Genomic DNA, 17,472 nt, shown 5'->3' with positions numbered 1-17,472 from the left:
TGTTGGCGGAAATATTGTCCCGGTGACGCTTTTTCAGCTCTTGCGTCCGGCAATGAAGCCAGCCGCTTCCGCGAGAATGATGCTGCGCTCGGAATAGGGAGCCAGCAGTGCTTGTGCCTCACGCACCTGCTCGGCAAGCTTGGCTTCCGCCCATGCCATGCCGTGCATTGCCACCAACGTGCCTTTGCCGCGGCCAGCGTCCTTGCCCGTCGCCTTGCCCATGGTGGCGGCATCGGAGGTGAGATCGAGAATGTCGTCGGCGAGCTGGAAGGCGAGACCGATCCTCTCGCCGAACTGACGCAATCGCGCGCGATCCTCTGGGGAAGCACCGGCGACGACAGCGCCGGCTTCGCAGGCGTAGCGGATGAGTGCGCCCGTCTTCATGGCCTGCAGCGTGACGATGCTCTGCTCGTCTGGCGCCTGCTTCTCGGCGGCAAGGTCGAGAGCCTGGCCGCCGGCCATGCCTCCAATGCCTGCAGCGCGCGCTAGTGCCAGCGTCAAAGCCACCTTGGCCGCGTCAGGTAATTTCGTTTCGGGTGCGGCGATGATGTCAAAGGCATAGGTCAGCAGGCTGTCACCGGCGAGGATGGCGGTCGCTTCATCATAGGCGATGTGCACGGTCGGCTTGCCTCGGCGCAGGTCGTCGTCGTCCATTGCCGGCAGATCGTCGTGGACGAGCGAATAACAGTGCGCGCATTCGAGTGCCGCTCCCACCCTCAGTGCCGCGTTCCTGTCGCCGCCGAGCAACGATGCCGTTTCGACGACAAGGAAGGGTCGCAGCCGCTTGCCGCCGTTCAGGACGGCATAGTGCATGGCCGAACGCAGCCGTTCCGGCCGGGCGATTTCGTCGTTCAGTACGGACGGCGACAGTAGAATATCGAGTACAGCCTCGACCTCTCGCGCCGTGGCGGTCAATCTGGCTTCGAATGTTTCAGAGCTTGCGTCCATGGCGCGCTGTTTGGCATGAGCCGGCTTCCGCTTGCAACGGAATTGTCGATGGTGCGGCGAAGATTTCCTTTGTCTCTGGCAATGCCAGGTCGCAAACGCTATGGAGGAGAAGGGCAAGAGACCGGGTCGGGGAATTTGGACATAACGCCGGAGAGAGAGGAAAGCATGACCGTGCCGTTTTACAGGCACGCGTTTCTTTGGCTTAAGGGTCGTCCGGTGATCATGCGCATCGTTCTCGCGCTGGCGGGGCTCGTTATCCTTCCGTATGTCCTGATCGTCCTTTACCTGCTGCCCTTCATTCATCCCGTTTCCACGCTCATGCTCCGTGATCTGGTGTTGCTGCGCGGCTATGACCGGCAATGGGTCTCAATCGACAATATCTCGCCGGTTCTTGTTCAGTCGGTGATGATGTCCGAAGACGGGCAGTACTGTTTCCATGGCGGCGTCGATTGGGATGAGATGCGTATGCTCCTGGAGGATACGCTAAGCGGTCACTCCACGCGTGGCGGCAGTACGATTCCGATGCAGACCGTCAAGAACCTGTTTCTATGGAATAGCCGTTCGTTCGTTCGCAAGGCGCTGGAACTGCCATTGGCTGTGACGGCAGACTTTATCTGGTCAAAGCGGCGCCTGATGGAGATCTACCTCAACATTGCAGAATGGGGGCCGGGCATCTATGGCATCGAGGCTGCGGCACGTCACCATTTCAAGGTACCGGCATCGAAGCTGACCAGCCGGCAAGCCGCCCTACTCGCCGTGTCGCTTCCCAACCCCTTCGATCGTAATGCCGGCAAGCCCGGGCGGGGGCTGCGACGACTTGCCAGTCTCATCGAGCGGCGCGCGCGCGGTTCGGGCGATTACATCAGATGCATTTATGATTGATATTGGAATAAGTCGTTGGTGTTCATGAGTGTCATCTGGCATTCGTGCTTTAAAAGTATGGACGGAAATCCCCGCCACCAACGACTGGACTGCCAGCGATGATTTCTGCCTTTTCGCCCGCGCTTCTCACCTATTCCGCGACCCATAACCGTACTCCACCACGTTGAGGCCGCCCGCCTTCTGCACTTTCGACGATATGAACCATTTCGAGGAGCGGCTTGTGTTCGCGCCCGAAGCGTAAAAGGGAGACCCTCTTGGACAGGCTGACGCTCTATATCGGCAACAAGAACTATTCGTCGTGGTCGCTTCGGCCGTGGATCGCCATGACGGCCGCGGGTATTCCGTTCGAGGAACTGCTTGTCCCCTTCGATTTCGCGGCGGGCAATCCGCACTTCAAGGAGTTCTCGCCAACGGGTCAGGTGCCGGTGCTCCAGCACGGCGACGTTCGTGTCTGGCAGTCGTTGGCGATCATCGAGTATGTTGCCGAACTTTTTCCGGAAGCCGGAATCTGGCCAAAGCAGCGTGACAAGCGAGCCGTGGCGCGAGCCGTTTCCATGGAGATGCTGTCGGGTTTCGGGGCCTTGCGCGGCGCTTGCCCGATGAATATCCGGCGGCCGAAGGGCAAGATTGCGCTCGCCGACGGCGTCATGGCCGACGTCGCCCGCATCGAGACGATTTGGCGTGACTTGCGCGCTCATTCGAGTGGGCCGTTCCTTTTCGGCGCTTTTTCGGGCGCCGATGCCATGTTCGCACCTGTTGTCAGCCGCTTCGATGTCTACGACCTAGTTTCTGCCAGCGACACTCTGAGCTATATCGCCGCCGTCAAGGCGCATCCGGCCTGGATGAAGTGGGAAGAGGCAGCGCGGTCCGAGCCCTGGATTGTCGAGGAGGACGAGGTCTGACTCTTGAATCGCCAGAATTCCAAAAAATAATCTTGGGGACTGGTCAAGCCCCCTCAAGGCATGTATAAGCGCGCAAAATTTCCGAAATCGCGATACGTCGTTTCGGCCGCCAGTCTGGCCGTTGGATGTGTTTGCCCGTGAAGTGGAGTAAGAGAAATGGCTGTACCGAAGAGAAAAACGAGCCCGTCCAAGCGCGGTATGCGCCGCTCTGCAGACGCACTGAAGGCTCCGACCTACGTTGAAGACAAGAACTCCGGCGAACTGCGTCGTCCGCACCATATCGATCTGAAGACCGGTATGTATCGCGGCCGTCAGGTTCTGACGCCGAAGGAAAGCGCATAATACACTTACGTTTTGCCTGAGTAGGACTTGCGAGGTCGGCCCAGTGCCGGCCTTTTGCTTTTTCCCGCGGCAAATACATTCTTATGATATCTTGAAGTGATGCGGCTGTTTACGGCACTATTCTCCGGCTGAGGGGGAGCTGTGCCATATGTTCAATGCCGTGCCACTGATGATTATTCCATTCATTCTTTACAATATGTCGATGCTGGGCTTTATGGGCAGTGGTGGGCTTCCCTCGCTGCAGAACGACGTCATCGTTTTATCGATGATTTCGGGAGCTATGTGGAGCATGGCGCTCGGCGACCTCTTTATCGTCGTCGCGCTTGCGGTCCTGTTCTTCGAGATACTAAAGGCGACGCGCAATGACGGTAGCCTAACCAATCACATGCTGTCGATGCTCGTCTTCATAGCCTTCCTGGTCGAGTTTCTTCTCGTCCAGGATGCGGCCACCCAGGTTTTCTTCATCCTGATGACGATTGCGTTGATCGATGTGATTGGCGGCTTTGCCGTATCTATTCGCACCGCCGGGCGCGATGTTTCGATCGGGCTCTGAAGCTTAGAGATTGTCGAGTTTGCTCTGAAGTGCGCGCAGCTGTTCCTTCAGCTCATCGATGTCCTTTGCTTCCGCCTTGCGGCTTTCCTTGGCCGGTGGCGTCATGAATGGCGAAAACATCTGCATGGCTTGCTGGAACATCTCGGTGTTGCGACGGACCTGGTCTTCGACCATTTGCATCGGCAGTTGCAGGTTTTTGCCGATCGGCGTTTCGCCGAAAGCGCGCGTCACCTGCTCGCGCATCTGTGCCTGCTGTTCAGTAAAGGCGCGCATGGAATGTTCCAGGAAGCTCGGAACGACCATCTGCATCTGGTCGCCGTAGTAGGTAATCAGCTGGCGGAGGAACGAGATCGGCAGCAGCGTGTTGCCCGTCTTGGATTCCTGTTCGAAAATGATTTGCGTCAGTACCGAGTGGGTAATGTCGTCGCCGCTCTTTGCATCCTGGACCGTAAAATCCTCACCCTTCTTCACCATCTCCGCCAGGTCTTCCAACGTCACATAAGTGCTGGTGCCTGTATTGTAGAGGCGGCGATTGGCGTATTTCTTGATTACGATCTGCCCGTCATTCTTCGCCATATCAGTCTCCCGAAGCCCGTCTGATTGTTATGGAAATTCCTCCATCGAGGAATGTAGACGCAAACGAAGCCCAGTGACAATCTCTTTGTGCGATGCGGCAACCCCTTTTACGGCAGAGATAATTTGCCCCAGCGTAAGCAATCCCTAAAATTGAATGGTAGAGTCTTGTCGTTTGACTCGGCGTTGAAGCTTTGTCAGTTTCCTCTAATCTGGTGGAGTTAACGAGGAGATCGTCATGTCGGGTTCATCCATCGTCATCGCTAGTGCAGGCCGCACTGCCGTTGGCTCATTTAACGGCGCCTTCGCCACCGTTCCGGCCCATGAACTGGGCGCGGCTGCGGTCAAGGGCGCGCTGGAGCGTGCAGGCGTCGAGGCCGGTGAAGTCGATGAAGTCATTCTCGGCCAGGTTCTGCCGGCCGGCGAAGGCCAGAACCCGGCCCGGCAGGCGGCCATGAAGGCGGGCGTCCCCAAGGAGGCGACCGCGTGGGGCGTCAATCAGCTCTGCGGTTCGGGTCTTCGCGCCGTGGCGCTTGGCATGCAGCAGATTGCGCTCGGTGACGCAAAGATCATCGTCGCGGGCGGTCAGGAGTCGATGTCGATGGCGCCGCACGCTGCACATCTGCGCGGCGGCGTCAAAATGGGCGACATGAAAATGGTCGACACCATGATCAAGGACGGCCTGACAGACGCTTTCTATGGCTACCACATGGGCATTACCGCCGAAAACATTGCGCGTCAGTGGCAGCTCTCCCGCGAGGAGCAGGACCGATTCGCGGTCGCATCGCAGAACAAGGCGGAAGCCGCGCAGAAGGCTGGACGTTTCGCCGATGAGATCATTCCCTTCGTCATCCAGACACGAAAGGGCGACGTGACGGTCGATGCCGACGAATACATCCGTCACGGCGCGACGTTGGACTCGATGGCCAAATTGCGTCCTGCCTTCGACAAGGACGGCACGGTTACCGCAGCGAATGCCTCCGGCTTGAACGATGGCGCCGCCGCGGCCGTGCTGATGACCGAAGCTGAAGCCTCTCGTCGTGGTATTCAGCCGCTCGTCCGCATTGTCTCCTGGGCGACGGCGGGCGTTGATCCGCAGGTCATGGGAACGGGCCCGATCCCGGCATCGCGCAAGGCGCTGGAGAAGGCCGGCTGGTCCGTCGGCGATCTCGATCTCGTCGAAGCGAACGAAGCCTTTGCCGCGCAGGCCTGTGCCGTCAACAAGGACCTCGGCTGGGATCCTTCGATTGTCAACGTCAACGGTGGTGCGATTGCGATCGGCCATCCGATCGGCGCGTCCGGCGCGCGGGTGCTCAACACGCTCCTTTTCGAGATGAAGCGCCGTGGCGCCAAGAAGGGGCTGGCGACGCTGTGCATCGGTGGCGGCATGGGCGTTGCGATGTGCTTTGAAACTCTTTGAATAGCAGGCAATCCAACCATAACCTGAGCCCCGCAGCATAGCGGGGCCTTCAAACAAGGGAGCGGAACATGAGCAGGGTGGCTGTTGTCACTGGTGGTACCCGCGGTATTGGCGCCGCGATTTCCGTCGCGCTGAAGAATGCGGGCTATACGGTTGCCGCCAACTACGCGGGCAACGACGAAAAGGCGAATGCCTTTCATGGCGCTACAGGCATTCCCGTCTTCAAATGGGATGTTTCCGACTACGCATCATGCGGCGAGGGCATCGCGAAGGTCGAGGCCGAACTGGGTCCGATCGATGTCCTTGTCAACAATGCTGGCATCACGCGAGACGCGATGTTCCACAAGATGACGCAGCAGCAGTGGCACGAGGTCGTCAATACCAACCTCACCGGCCTCTTCAACATGACGCACCAGGTCTGGGGGGGCATGCGCGATAGAAGCTACGGGCGGATCGTCAACATCTCTTCGATCAACGGCCAAAAGGGCCAGATGGGGCAGGCGAACTATTCGGCTGCCAAGGCCGGAGACCTCGGCTTCACCAAGGCACTTGCGCAAGAAGGTGCTGCCAAGAACATCACCGTGAACGCGATATGCCCAGGCTATATCGGTACGGAAATGGTCCTTGCCGTGCCGGAGAAAGTGCTGAACGAGCGGATCATTCCGCAGATTCCGGTTGGCCGTCTCGGTGAGCCGGAGGAGGTTGCGCGCTGCGTCGTCTTCCTGGTTTCCGACGACGCAGGTTTCATCACCGGATCGACGCTAAGCGCCAATGGCGGTCAGTTGTTTGTTTAGCGGATGGACGCCGTAAGGCCGTTATCGTGGCTCTCGATCTGCTGCGAATAGCGGCCTTGCTGGCTGCGCGTATCGTATGGATTCAAGTATGCCGCATAGGCCGCCATGGCGATGGTCAGTATTGCGGCTGCACCAATAATTCTCGTCATTGCCCTGCACTCCGGATTCCCCATGACGCATTGGTCGTTCAACCCGGTGTCGATATTGGGGCCGATTTGAGGAATTATTTGGCTGTCTTTCAGCCCTTTGGGTGGCGCTTTGCTTTAGCGCTGACCGGCACTTTCTGCATTGCGCGGTCTTCGCCGCGAAGAGCGGCGGTGGCCGTCGTTACGAAGGCCGCCGCAATCAGGATGGCGACCGCTGAATTCAAGATGATCTGGGTCATGGGACCGTTCCTTTCCGAGCCGGCGGGACATCGCCTCGCCGCTGTTCTTGAAAGAAATATGCGCCTCACCTTCACGGTCCGGTAGATTGGACTTTGGCGACCGACTGTCAGCGTGGCGTTGACAATCGGGCATCGCGCGCGCTCAAAGATGGGGATTACGCGGCCGATATTTCGTCACCAGCCGCTGGTTCACCGCGGCAGCGCCAGGCATGTTGGCACTGAGATAAATCGGCGCGTCGCCGCCTTTCGACAGCTCCAAAGCGACGTCAGCGAAGATGGCGTTGAGGACGGTTGCACCGATAGCGGTCGAAACCGGACCGACTTTCAGCTCCGTACCTGGGAGCCCGATCACCGCATCGCCGGGAGGAAGACCGTTGTCCAACACGATGTCGGCGATGTCCGCAAGGCGACGTCGGCCGTTGGCAACCGCACTCGAATAGGAGACCGATGTGATCGCGATCACTTTGGCACCGATCTCGCGGCCATAATCGGCGGCTTCGATCGGCGCTGCATTCACGCCGGAGTTCGACGCGATGATGATGACATCGCCCGGCTGCATGCCATAGCGCTCCAGCACCGGCCGCACCAATCCTTCTGTCCGCTCATAGACGGAGCTGATCACCGCGCCCTCGTGCAGCATCGCGGAGCCAACGAGAACCGGAACGGTGAAAGCGAGGCCACCTGCCCGATAGTGCACCTCTTCGGCCAGCATGTGCGAGTGTCCGGTGCCGAACACATAGACCCGCTTGTCATTGCGTGCGGCTTCTAGGATCGCATTGGCCGCCAAAGCCATGGGTTCGGCAAGCTCCGTCTTCAAAGTCTCGAGTCGGCCAATCAGATTGGAGAAGTAAGCATCGGTGATCGCTGTCATCACGTCCTCGATTTCTAGGCCGCTTCGCCGCTGATGAAGGTCCGAGTGACCTTGAGAGCATCGGTCAGATGCACCAGATCGGCTCGGGCACCCGGCGAAAGGTAGCCGTGGTCTTCAAGGCGCAGGAAGCGCGCCGGGTAGAGCGTCGCCATGCGAAGGGCCTCTGCGAGCGGCAGTTCCAGATAGGTAACGCCATAGCGGATGGTCGACGCCATATCGACGTCGGAACCGGCAAGCGTGCCGTCGGATAGGACCAGCTTCGAACAGAAGCCACCTCTCTCGCGTCGGACGGTCCGGCCATTCAGCGTGAAGGAATCTTGCTCCGATCCAACCAGCGACATCGCGTCGGTGACGAAAAAGAGCTTGCCCTCGCCCCGCTTTGCACGAAGAGCGGTCCGAAGCGCCTTCTGGTCAACATGATGGCCGTCGGCGATGATGCCGCACCAGACCGAAGGATGATCGATGGCCGCGCCGACGAGGCCAGGTGAACGATGGCCGAGCTGGCTCATGGCGTTGAAAAGGTGGGTGACGCCACGCGCGCCAGCGTCGAAGCGTACCTCCGCGGCCTCGCTGGTGCAATCGGAATGGCCTATGCTAACGGTGACACCGGCTTCACTGAGTTCGCGTACCTGTTTTGCGGTGACCTGTTCGGCCGCCATCGTTACCAGCAGTGTGCCGATCGCTTCCTTGGCCGCAATGAACGCTTTAACGTCCTTATCCTCGACTGGCCGCATGAGTTCAGCAAGGTGGGCTCCCTTGCGGGCCGGCGCCAGATGCGGACCTTCGAGATGGAGGCCAGCTACGCCGCGGTTCGTCTTGACGGTCTCCTTGGCCGCCTCGATCGCCGCGGCGGTCGCGTCCGCCGTATCGGTGATCAGCGTCGGCAGCAATGCAGTCGTGCCATAGGGTCGATGACCATCGGCAATCATGTACATGGAGGCTGCCGATGGCTCGTCGTTGAGCATTCGGCCGCCACCGCCATTCACCTGCGCATCGATGAAGCCTGCCGAAAGCACGCCACCTTCCAAGCGCGTATGCTCGCCCTCTGGCAGTTCGCTTGTCGACGCAATGCTCTCGACACGCCCGTCCGAGACTATGAGCGCCTTGTCGTCGTGGAAGCGCTGACCGTCGAAGATCCGCGCGCCGGAGAAGATTTTGCGAACCATCACATCGTCTCCGTGACCTTGAGCAGGTTGGCTGGCTTGTCAGGGTCGAAGCCCTTGCGGCGCGTAACGGACTCTATTAGGCGGTAGTAGACGAGCAGGGAAACGAGCGGGTCGAGCAGGCCGCTGCCCGTCGTCGGCACCTGCAGATTGATGCCAGAGACCGGCTGGGCCGAGAACGGCACGGTGGTCGCGCCGAGCTTCCGCAGCCGCTCAAGCGCCTGGACGTTGTTGCTGAATGCTGGATCATCAGGCGTAAAGGCGACGATCGGGAAGCCTGGCTGAACAAGACGCATCGGGCCATGCATCAGCTCGGCAAGCGAAAAGGCTTCTGCATGCAGTCCGGCCGTCTCCTTGGCTTTCAAAGCTGCCTCGAGCGCAATGGCGAAAGCGGGGCCGCGACCGGCCGTATAGAGCGAGCTGGCCTCGAAAAGTACATCCTCCGCTGCCTTCGTATCAATCCCACTGGTCGCCTGGAGGGCTTCCGGTAGCTTTTCCAAGGATGTATGGAGATCGCGCTTGCCGCTGATGGCAGCCGTGACACCGCAAAGCGCGGCGACTGAGGCGATGAAGGACTTGGTCGCCGCTACGCTCTTCTCCGGGCCTGCATTGAGGCCGAGAACGATGTCAGCCTGCTTGGCGAGCGGGCTATCGGTGACGTTGACGACCGCAATCGTCGTCGCACCACCGTGCTTTGCGGCATCCTGCAAGGCAATGATGTCGGGGCTTGCGCCGGATTGCGACACCGTGAAGTGGATGCCGCCCTTCAGATGTAGAGACGCGCCATAGACCGACGCGATCGATGGGCCAACCGACGCAACCGGCACGCCACAGGTGATCTCGAAGAGGTATTTGAAGAAGGTCGCGGCATGGTCGGAAGACCCGCGCGCTGCCGTCGTCACCATGGTCGGTGCGCCTGATGCAAACAGCTTCGCAATTTCGTCGAAGGCCGGCTTTTCTTTCTGAAGCAGTGTTGCGACGACCTCCGGCGACTGGCCGGCTTCCTGCAACATCAGCGAATGGCTTTCACTCATAGGTCTTCTCCGATTCTTAATTCTGCAACAAAATCATATGCATCGCCACGATAGTGGGAACGGGTGTATTCGACGACGCGTTGGTCCTCCAGGCGCGAGACGCGTTCGATCAGCAGGGCGGGCGCACCCGCCTTCACGTCTAGCGCCGCCGCTGACGACGGATCGAGCGTCACAGCCGTGAGCCTTTGGAGGGCTCGAACGGGACGGTGGCCGCGCGCCGCGAGCGCCTCGTACAGAGATCCTTCTCCGCCGGCATTTTCTCCAAGGAACTTAATCGGCACGACAGCACGTTCGATCGCAAGCGGCAGACCGTCGGCAAGACGCAGACGATCCAGGCGCAGCACAGGTTCATCAAGCCCGAGGCCAAGCAAAAAGGCTTCATCAGGAGATGGCGTATTGACGGTTCGAGACAAGATCCGAGCCGCAGGCGCGCGACCGCGTGAGCGCATGTCGGCGGAGAAGGAAGAAAGCCGCCATAGCGACTGTTCCATGCGTTCGACCTTGCTGGAAACGAAGGTGCCGCTTCCATGCCGGGATTCAAGTGTGCCTGCGTTCATCAGGTCGCGATAAGCTGTGCGGACCGTCACGCGTCCGACCTTCAATGCCTCGGCAAGATCCCGCTCGCCGGGAAGCGCGGTTCCAGGTCTCAGCAGGCCCTCCTGGATCAGGCCCGTCAGAGCCTGCGCCAACCGCTTGTAAAGCGGCCCTGTGAGCGCCTCGTCGCGCAGGCCTCGACTGTTCAGTTCGGCGATCAGACTGGTTCTATCCATGCCCTGAAGATAGAACCTATCTAGAACCAATCGCAAGTCGAAAATGACTTCGGAACAAAAAAACCCTCGCAGGTAGCCTGCGAGGGTTTGTCGGTTGGGGCGATCTGTTTGCGTCAGCTCTTCGAGAAGATGTAGTCCGTTTCCTGACGCAGTACCTCGCCCGGGCGGAGGATCGCGTCGGGAAAGCCCTCGTGGTTGATTGCATCCGGCCAGATTTGCGTTTCCAGGCAGAAGCCGGCGAACGGGCCGTACTTGCGCCCGTCGAGGCCAGGGACAGGCACATTGAGCTTGAAGCCCGCATAGAACTGCACGCCAGGCTCGGTCGTGCGCACTTCCAGCGAAACGCCCGAATTCAGGCTTCGGGCAAGCGCGACGGAGCGCTTTGCTGTGCGTTCGTTGGAAAGGCAGAAATTGTGATCGTAGAGGGCCTGTTCGCTACCCTCGAACCGCTTCATCGGTGACATCTGACGGAAGTCGAAGGCCGTTCCGGCAACGGGTCGAGCCTCGCCGGTCGGGATCTGCCGTTCATTCGTGACGAGGTAGCTGTCGGCTGCGATCATGATGTCGTGGCCAAGCGCGTCATCGCGGCCATCGAGGTTGAAATAGGCGTGCTGGCAAACGTTGGCGATCGTCGGTTGATCACTGGTCGACTCGTAGGTCACGGAGAGTTCGCCGTCTCCATGCACCCAGTAGGTTGCCTGGATGGTGCAGTTGCCGGGATAACCGGCGCGGCCATCCGGATCGACGATCTTCAGCACGACACGGTCGACATCGTGCTCGACGATCGTCCAGTTCTGCTTGGCGATGTTGTCGCTTCCTCCATGAAGGTGAGTCACGCCGTTCTCATTGAGATCAAGCTGATAGCTCTTGCCATCCAGCGTGAATTTGCCATCGCCGATGCGGTTGGCGCAGCGCCCGGGAGTTGCGCCAAAGTAGGAGGAATGCGCCGGATAGCTGTCGAAATCGTCAAAGCCAAGCAGGAGCGGTGCATCATGGCCGTCGAGACGGAGATCCTGTATGACCGCACCCCAGCTGATGATCTTGGCCGTCAGCCCGCCGCCCTTGATCTCGACGCGATAGACAGTTTCGCCCGACTTGGTCTGCCCGAAAACTTCTCGCTTCAACATTTCCGTCATGACTGACCGTCCTGATATATCTTCGATTGAGGCGGCGAACCTGCCCCCATTTGCCGCAAACCGCAACGGGTGTGCCGAAAAAAAGAAACGCTGTCAGCCACACTTGCCGATATCGTTGAGATCGTAGGGTGTGGTCTGGTAGATCTCGTTGATCCAGTTGCCGAACAACAGGTGCGCGTGGCTGCGCCAGCGGTTTTGCGGCGTCAGCGACGGATCGTTGTGCGGGAAGTAGTTGTGCGGCATCTTGATCGGCACGCCGGCATTCACGTCGCGGAAATATTCGTCGGAAAGCGACGTTGAATCATATTCCACGTGATTGAACATATAGAGCCGCTTGCCCTTCCGTTCATGCACGAGGCAGACACCCATTTCGCTGGACTCCATCAGAATCTCCAGGCTTTCCGACTTCTCGATGTCGTCGCGGCGGACCTCTGTCCAGCGCGAAACAGGAACCTCGAAGTTGTCCGAGAAACCGTTCAGGTAGACAGACGACGGTTTCAGGTTCCGGTGTCGGTAGACGCCGAAGGCCTTCTCCTTGAGTTCATACTTGGGAACGCCGTGGAAATGGTAGATCGCGGCCATCGCGCCCCAGCAGACGTTCATCGACGAATGGACGTTGGTTTCCGTCCAGTCGAAAATCTGCTGCATTTCGCCCCAATAGTTCACGTCCTCGTAGGGTAGCGTCTCGATCGGCGCGCCGGTAGTGATGAAGCCATCGAATTTGCGGTGCTTCACTTCCTCCCACGTCTGGTAGAAGGCGAGAAGATGGTCTTCCGAGGTGTTCTTTGCTTTGTGGTTGCCCACGCGGATGAGCGAAAGCTCGACCTGCAACGGAGAGGCGCCGACCAAGCGGGCCATCTGCAATTCCGTCTTGATCTTGTTCGGCATGAGGTTGAGAAGCCCTATCTGCAGCGGCCGGATGTCCTGACGGATAGCCACCGTCTCGGTCATCACGCGCACGCCTTCCTGAACCAGGGTTTCAAACGCAGGCAAGGTATCGGGGATCTTGATGGGCATTGCGGTCACTCGATCAAAACAACGAATATATCGCTATCGGTCCGCACGCGGCCCTTTAGCAACTTCTTTAACGTGGCTGCAAGCCGGCCGGCCAAATCACCACGGAGCGTCTTAAATAGCGTCACTCGCGCCGCGAATCAATTGCTCAAACGAAGGGGTGGGATCGATATGAAGTCACTGCCGCGTTAATGACTGCTAGAATCTGTTGGTAGACACAGCGAATCACCATGTTTATTGAAGTAGAATGATGGCTAGGGACGCGTAATGGCAGATGACCTCGAAGGCAGGCCAAGCATTCAAGGGCGGGACAGAGTAGGATACGACCTGAGCCTGGGCTATCGCTTGAGGGTCATGTTCTCGGCCTTCTGGCATTCCTCCGTGCGCGGAAGGGTCCTGGTGATCGCGACTGCGCTGATTGCCATCATTCTCGCAACTGCTTATGCGACCGTCATCCTCAACCAGTGGAACGCGCCCTTTTATGACAGCATCGCGCGGCGCGATCTGCCTGGTTTCTTCCATCAGCTGAAGATCTTTGCGCTGATCGCAGGCATGCTGCTGCTGCTCAACGTCGTGCAGGCGTGGCTAAACCAGATGACCGCGCTCTACATGCGCGAAGGTCTGACACGCGATCTCGTCAACCAGTGGCTCCAGCGCAAGCGTGCGCTTCGGCTTTCGGCTAGCGGCCTCATCGGCGTTAATCCCGACCAGCGTTTGCACGAAGATGCCCGCAACCTAGCGGAAAGCACGACGAGCCTGATGATCGGGTTGGTGCAGGCGACGATCCTGCTCATCAGTTTCATCGGCGTGCTATGGGATTTGTCCAGCGGTTTTGTCTTCCGCTTCGGCACCCACGCTTTTTCCATTCCAGGCTATATGGTCTGGGCCGCAATCTTCTATGCGGCATCCGCATCCATTCTCAGCCAGCTGGTGGGCCGCAAGCTTGTGAAGCTCAACGCGGATCGCTTCTCGAAGGAGGCGGAGCTTCGCTTTGCGCTGATGCATGCCAACGAGAACATGCCGGCGATCACGGTGGCACGCGGCGAGGAGAATGAGCAGCAGCGTATCAATACCGACATCAGTGCGGTGCTCGCCGTCATCAAGCGGGTGGCGATGGCCAACGTCAACCTCACCTGGGTGTCAGCCGGCTATGGCTGGCTCGTTGTGGTCATCCCGATCATCGTCGCTGCACCGGCATACTTCTCCGGCGGCCTGACGTTTGGCGAACTGATGGTATCGGTCGGTGCTTTCAACCAGGTCAACACGGCCCTTCGCTGGTATGTCGCGAACTTCGGTCCCATTGCCGAATGGCGCGCCACGCTGATGCGTGTCACCGATTTTCGGCAGGCGCTCACCACTATGAGCGACGAGATCAATCTCAGGGGCACGATCAGCTACGAGCGCAGCCCGCCCGGAACACTAACGCTGGAGCACGTGCGGATCGCTTCCAAGATTGGCGAAGAGATCGACCAGTGCGGCGGCTTCCGCGTGCACGAGAGTGCGGTGACGATTAAGGCCGGTGAAAAGGTCATGATCAACGGCGATCACAACGTGAACCGTAAGCTGCTTTTCCTTGCACTCTCCGAACTTTGGCCGTGTGGTGGCGGCAAGATCGGCTTGCCGCCCACGGACGACATGCTTTTCGTCCCGCAATCGGCTTACATCCCGGGTGGTTCACTTCGTGAAGCGCTGGCGTTTCCCGAGCCTGCGGACACCTATCAGAACCGCGATGTCGTGGCGGCACTGGAAAAGGCAGGACTCCACAATCTGGTTTCCCGCCTTGATACCCGGGCGCGGTGGGACAAGCTGCTTGATTCCGACGAGCAGCGCGCGATCGGTTTTGCTCGCCTGCTTCTTGTACGACCGAAGTGGATCGTGTTTGACGAAGTATTGGAAGGCATGGAGCCGGAATGGCAGTCCACGATGATGGAGGTACTTACCTCCATGCCGGACGCGGCGATGATCTACATCGGTCGGTCAGACGTTTATGTTGAGACCTTCAAGCCGCGCATACTGCATCTCGAAGCCCTGCATGCGAAGCCTGAAGTGAAGGTAGTGGCAAAAGCGCCGAACGCGCCCGCACCAGCACTCTGATCGCCTACATCGGCGGGACGACCCCGTTCGTGCCGACCGTGACGTTTGTGGCGGACACTGTGCCATCAGGTGCTCTTTCACCCATCACGATCACGTGCGCTCCTGCAACAAGGTCTGACTTTCCGGCAGGGGCGAAGGTGACGATCGGTGTATCGTCGGCGATGGATATCGTCTTTTCCTTGCCCTGATAGGTGAGCGTGATCGTGTGGCCATCGACCGCCTTCACGGCCTTGGCGACGGTCGCGTTGGTCATCGTGCTGTTTGGCTTCAGGTCCCAAGGGCGACTGCCTTCTCCGGTTCCCTTCATGGCGGCCGGAAAGATCAGCACTTCAAGAGCGCCGTCGCCGCCATCAGCTTTCGGCAGCGATGCAACGCCAACGAAATCGCCCGGCTTGATGTCTTCGACGGAGGCTTTCTTGATGCCGCGAACCTTCCAGTCTGGCTTCAGTGTCACCGTTTGCTCGGCGCCTTCGCGTGTTTTGACCACCAACGTGTTGCCACTCAGGCTTTCAATCGCGCCACGCACGCGCTGCGCTTCCTGGGCAAGCGCGCCGTGCGACGCAATAACGAGGAAACCCGCGGCCCAGACGAGCGCGGTAGATGCTTTAAGATTGTGTGGCATAGTCTGCTTTCCTTGCCGTCGTGCAAGCTGCGGATACGGGGCGCAGCTTAGTCCTGCCGGTCGAACGCTGACGAATCAATGAAACGTGAAAGCCAGTTCGCGCGGCAGAGACAGGTCGGATTGAGCGGGCGCGAGGGGTGCCTCAGCCCTCCAATTCCTCCCGCAGCATCTCAAGCTCCAGCCATTCCTCTTCCATTTTCGTCAGACTGTCCCGGAGCTTCTCCATCTCGGCCGCCAGACGGTTGAATGTGGTGGGGTCCTTGGTGAACAAGCCGGGGTCCGCCATCCGCTCCTCGCGTTTGGCGATCTCGGTTTCGGCCTTGGCCATTTCCTTCGGGAGATGTTCGAGCGCGAACTTCTGCTTGTAGGAAAGCTTGCCCTTTCCTTTCGCCGTCTCGGCGGAATCTGCTGCTTCCTGCTGCTTCGATCGTTCCGCCGCCTTTTCGGCCTTCCTCCGCTCCTCGACGGCGCCCTTTCGCTGCGCAAGCATATCCGAATAGCCGCCCGCATATTCGATCCAGCGCCCGTCAGGCGCATCCGGGACGGCCGGCGCAATCGTCGACGTCACAGTGCGGTCGAGGAAGTCGCGGTCGTGGCTGACGAGGATGACGGTGCCGGGGAAGCCCGCAACGATTTCCTGCAGCAGATCCAATGTCTCTATATCCAGATCGTTGGTCGGTTCGTCGAGGATCAACAGGTTTGCCGGACGCGACATAATGCGGGCCAGCATGAGCCGCGCGCGCTCGCCGCCAGAAAGGTTCCTGATCGGCGTGCGCGCCTGTTCAGGCTGGAACAGGAACTCCTTCATGTAACCCGTCACGTGCCTCTGTTCACCGTTGACGAGCAAGTTCTCACCGCGGCCATCCGTCAGGTAATGGGCGAGCGTTTCGTCCGGATTGAGGTCTTCGCGCTTCTGATCCAGCGTCGCGATTTCCAGATTGGTTCCGAGCTTGATCGTGCCGCTGTCCGGCGCGAGCTGTCCGGTCAACATCTTCAGGAGCGTTGTCTTGCCGGCACCGTTCGGGCCGACGAGGCCGATGCAATCACCGCGATGCACGCGAATGGAGAAGGGAGCGACGATCGGCCGGTCGCCGAAAGTCTTCGTGATCTTGTCGGCTTCGATGACGAGCTTGCCGGATTCCTGCGCGTCGGAAACTGTTGCCTGCACGGTGCCCTGCGGGCCTTTGTGGCCGCGATATTGCGAACGCATGGTTTGCAGCTCGCCGAGGCGGCGCATGTTGCGCTTGCGTCGTGCCGTGACGCCGTAACGCAGCCAGTGTTCTTCGCGCTCGATCGCCTTGCCGAGCTTATGCTGTTCGAGCTCTTCCGCTTCCAGCACCTGGTCGCGCCAGGCTTCGAAATGCGCAAAGCCCCTGTCGAGCCGGCGCGAGGTGCCGCGGTCCAGCCAGACGGTTGCGGTCGAGACCTTCTCGAGGAAGCGCCGGTCGTGGGAAATCAGGACGAGCGCACTGCGGCTCTTCTGCAGTTCTCCTTCCAGCCACTCGATGGTCGGCAGATCGAGATGGTTGGTAGGCTCGTCGAGGAGCAGGATATCGGGCTCCGGTGCAAGCACACGCGCGAGCGCGGCGCGGCGCGCTTCGCCGCCTGAGAGGTTTTTGGGGTCTTCCTCGCCGGTCAGCCCGAGATGCGAGAGGAGATAAGTCACGCGGTAGTGGTCGTCACCAGGACCAAGTCCAGCCTCGGCGTAGGCCTGCACGGTACTGAAGCCCGCGAAATCAGGGGCCTGTTCCAGATAGCGGACGGTCGAGGACGGGTGACGGAAGACCTCACCCGACTGCGCTTCGACGAGGCCGGCGGAGATTTTCAGCAGTGTCGACTTCCCGGAGCCGTTGCGACCGACGAGACAGATCTTGTCTCCGGGCTCCACTTGCAGGGCGGCGCCGGCAAGCAATGGTGTGCCACCGAAGCTGAGAAAGATGTCATCGAGTTTCAGAATGGGAGGCGCCAA

The 17,472-nt window shown here is 59.6% G+C and carries 19 protein-coding genes and 1 riboswitch; of the genes, 7 read left to right on the top strand and 12 right to left on the bottom strand.

Annotated features, from left to right (window positions below; genetic code table 11):
- Positions 1–33 precede the first annotated feature (33 nt).
- Entirely contained in the window at positions 34–948 is a 915-nt protein-coding gene (locus tag FHX09_RS11015) for a polyprenyl synthetase family protein (protein WP_132588666.1), read from the bottom strand.
- 135 nt (positions 949–1,083) lie between these two features.
- Between FHX09_RS11015 and mtgA the strand changes: the two genes are divergently transcribed.
- The 4 genes from mtgA (at position 1,084) to FHX09_RS10995 (ending at position 3,627) form a co-directional block, all read left to right on the top strand.
- On the top strand, positions 1,084–1,830 hold the full coding sequence (mtgA, locus tag FHX09_RS11010) for a monofunctional biosynthetic peptidoglycan transglycosylase (RefSeq protein ID WP_183719796.1): 747 nt from the start codon (positions 1,084–1,086) through the stop codon (positions 1,828–1,830).
- A gap of 254 nt (positions 1,831–2,084) precedes the next feature.
- Positions 2,085–2,732, top strand: coding sequence for a glutathione S-transferase family protein (locus FHX09_RS11005; protein ID WP_184449938.1), 648 nt, complete (start codon positions 2,085–2,087; stop codon positions 2,730–2,732).
- 156 nt (positions 2,733–2,888) lie between these two features.
- Positions 2,889–3,074: a 50S ribosomal protein L32 gene (gene rpmF, locus FHX09_RS11000; protein WP_003543812.1), complete on the top strand. Its 186-nt coding sequence runs from the start codon at positions 2,889–2,891 to the stop codon at positions 3,072–3,074.
- Positions 3,075–3,222: 148 nt separating this feature from the next.
- Positions 3,223–3,627, top strand: coding sequence for a hypothetical protein (locus tag FHX09_RS10995; RefSeq protein ID WP_007794698.1), 405 nt, complete (start codon positions 3,223–3,225; stop codon positions 3,625–3,627).
- Positions 3,628–3,630: 3 nt separating this feature from the next.
- Here FHX09_RS10995 and phaR read toward each other — a convergent pair whose 3' ends face one another.
- The gene (phaR, locus tag FHX09_RS10990) at positions 3,631–4,203 is read right to left on the bottom strand and encodes a polyhydroxyalkanoate synthesis repressor PhaR (RefSeq protein ID WP_132588662.1); all 573 of its coding nucleotides are present in this window, start codon (positions 4,201–4,203) and stop codon (positions 3,631–3,633) included.
- A gap of 235 nt (positions 4,204–4,438) precedes the next feature.
- Between phaR and FHX09_RS10985 the strand changes: the two genes are divergently transcribed.
- Complete coding sequence (locus tag FHX09_RS10985; protein WP_132588661.1) at positions 4,439–5,620, top strand: acetyl-CoA C-acetyltransferase; 1,182 nt, start codon at positions 4,439–4,441, stop codon at positions 5,618–5,620.
- Positions 5,621–5,688: 68 nt separating this feature from the next.
- Positions 5,689–6,414 carry a beta-ketoacyl-ACP reductase gene (locus FHX09_RS10980; protein WP_007794687.1) on the top strand — a complete coding sequence of 242 codons (726 nt, stop codon included), beginning with the start codon at positions 5,689–5,691 and terminating at the stop codon, positions 6,412–6,414.
- Here FHX09_RS10980 and FHX09_RS10975 read toward each other — a convergent pair.
- The 8 genes from FHX09_RS10975 to metA all read right to left on the bottom strand — a co-directional run bounded on the left by FHX09_RS10975 (position 6,411) and on the right by metA (position 12,790).
- Positions 6,411–6,563, bottom strand: a complete 153-nt coding sequence (locus FHX09_RS10975; protein WP_165933042.1) for a hypothetical protein — start codon at positions 6,561–6,563, stop codon at positions 6,411–6,413. The two genes, FHX09_RS10980 and FHX09_RS10975, sit on opposite strands and share 4 nt — an antisense overlap.
- An 89-nt stretch (positions 6,564–6,652) precedes the next feature.
- On the bottom strand, positions 6,653–6,799 hold the full coding sequence (locus FHX09_RS10970) for a hypothetical protein (RefSeq protein WP_007794679.1): 147 nt from the start codon (positions 6,797–6,799) through the stop codon (positions 6,653–6,655).
- Between the two features lie 142 nt (positions 6,800–6,941).
- Positions 6,942–7,670 (bottom strand): SIS domain-containing protein, encoded by a 729-nt coding sequence (locus tag FHX09_RS10965; RefSeq protein ID WP_007794676.1) that lies wholly within the window; start codon positions 7,668–7,670, stop codon positions 6,942–6,944.
- A 14-nt stretch (positions 7,671–7,684) separates the two neighbouring features.
- A complete protein-coding gene (gene nagA, locus FHX09_RS10960; protein ID WP_184449936.1) occupies positions 7,685–8,836 on the bottom strand; it encodes an N-acetylglucosamine-6-phosphate deacetylase in 1,152 nt (383 codons plus the stop codon).
- A complete protein-coding gene (locus FHX09_RS10955) occupies positions 8,836–9,867 on the bottom strand; it encodes an SIS domain-containing protein (protein WP_132588658.1) in 1,032 nt (343 codons plus the stop codon). Before FHX09_RS10955 ends, nagA begins: the two co-directional genes overlap by 1 nt.
- On the bottom strand, positions 9,864–10,637 hold the full coding sequence (locus tag FHX09_RS10950; RefSeq protein WP_007794667.1) for a GntR family transcriptional regulator: 774 nt from the start codon (positions 10,635–10,637) through the stop codon (positions 9,864–9,866). Before FHX09_RS10950 ends, FHX09_RS10955 begins: the two co-directional genes overlap by 4 nt.
- A 113-nt stretch (positions 10,638–10,750) precedes the next feature.
- Positions 10,751–11,773, bottom strand: a complete 1,023-nt coding sequence (locus FHX09_RS10945) for an aldose epimerase family protein (RefSeq protein WP_007794665.1) — start codon at positions 11,771–11,773, stop codon at positions 10,751–10,753.
- Positions 11,774–11,866: 93 nt separating this feature from the next.
- Positions 11,867–12,790 (bottom strand): homoserine O-succinyltransferase, encoded by a 924-nt coding sequence (gene metA, locus FHX09_RS10940; RefSeq protein ID WP_132588657.1) that lies wholly within the window; start codon positions 12,788–12,790, stop codon positions 11,867–11,869.
- Positions 12,791–12,825: 35 nt separating this feature from the next.
- A riboswitch (SAM riboswitch) is annotated at positions 12,826–12,903 on the bottom strand.
- Between the two features lie 151 nt (positions 12,904–13,054).
- Here metA and FHX09_RS10935 point away from each other — a divergent pair.
- Positions 13,055–14,881: an ABC transporter ATP-binding protein/permease gene (locus FHX09_RS10935; RefSeq protein WP_132588656.1), complete on the top strand. Its 1,827-nt coding sequence runs from the start codon at positions 13,055–13,057 to the stop codon at positions 14,879–14,881.
- Between the two features lie 4 nt (positions 14,882–14,885).
- Here the strand turns inward: FHX09_RS10935 and FHX09_RS10930 are convergent, their stop codons facing one another.
- A complete protein-coding gene (locus FHX09_RS10930; protein ID WP_132588655.1) occupies positions 14,886–15,503 on the bottom strand; it encodes a DUF5666 domain-containing protein in 618 nt (205 codons plus the stop codon).
- Positions 15,504–15,645: 142 nt separating this feature from the next.
- Positions 15,646–17,472 carry an ABC-F family ATP-binding cassette domain-containing protein gene (locus tag FHX09_RS10925; RefSeq protein WP_132588654.1) on the bottom strand — a complete coding sequence of 609 codons (1,827 nt, stop codon included), beginning with the start codon at positions 17,470–17,472 and terminating at the stop codon, positions 15,646–15,648.

Origin of the sequence: Rhizobium sp. BK538 (assembly GCF_014197575.1) — a bacterium.
GTDB lineage: Bacteria > Pseudomonadota > Alphaproteobacteria > Rhizobiales > Rhizobiaceae > Rhizobium.
The sequence above is the reverse complement of the archived record's forward strand: the minus strand, read 5'-3'. Positions and strand labels throughout refer to the sequence as shown.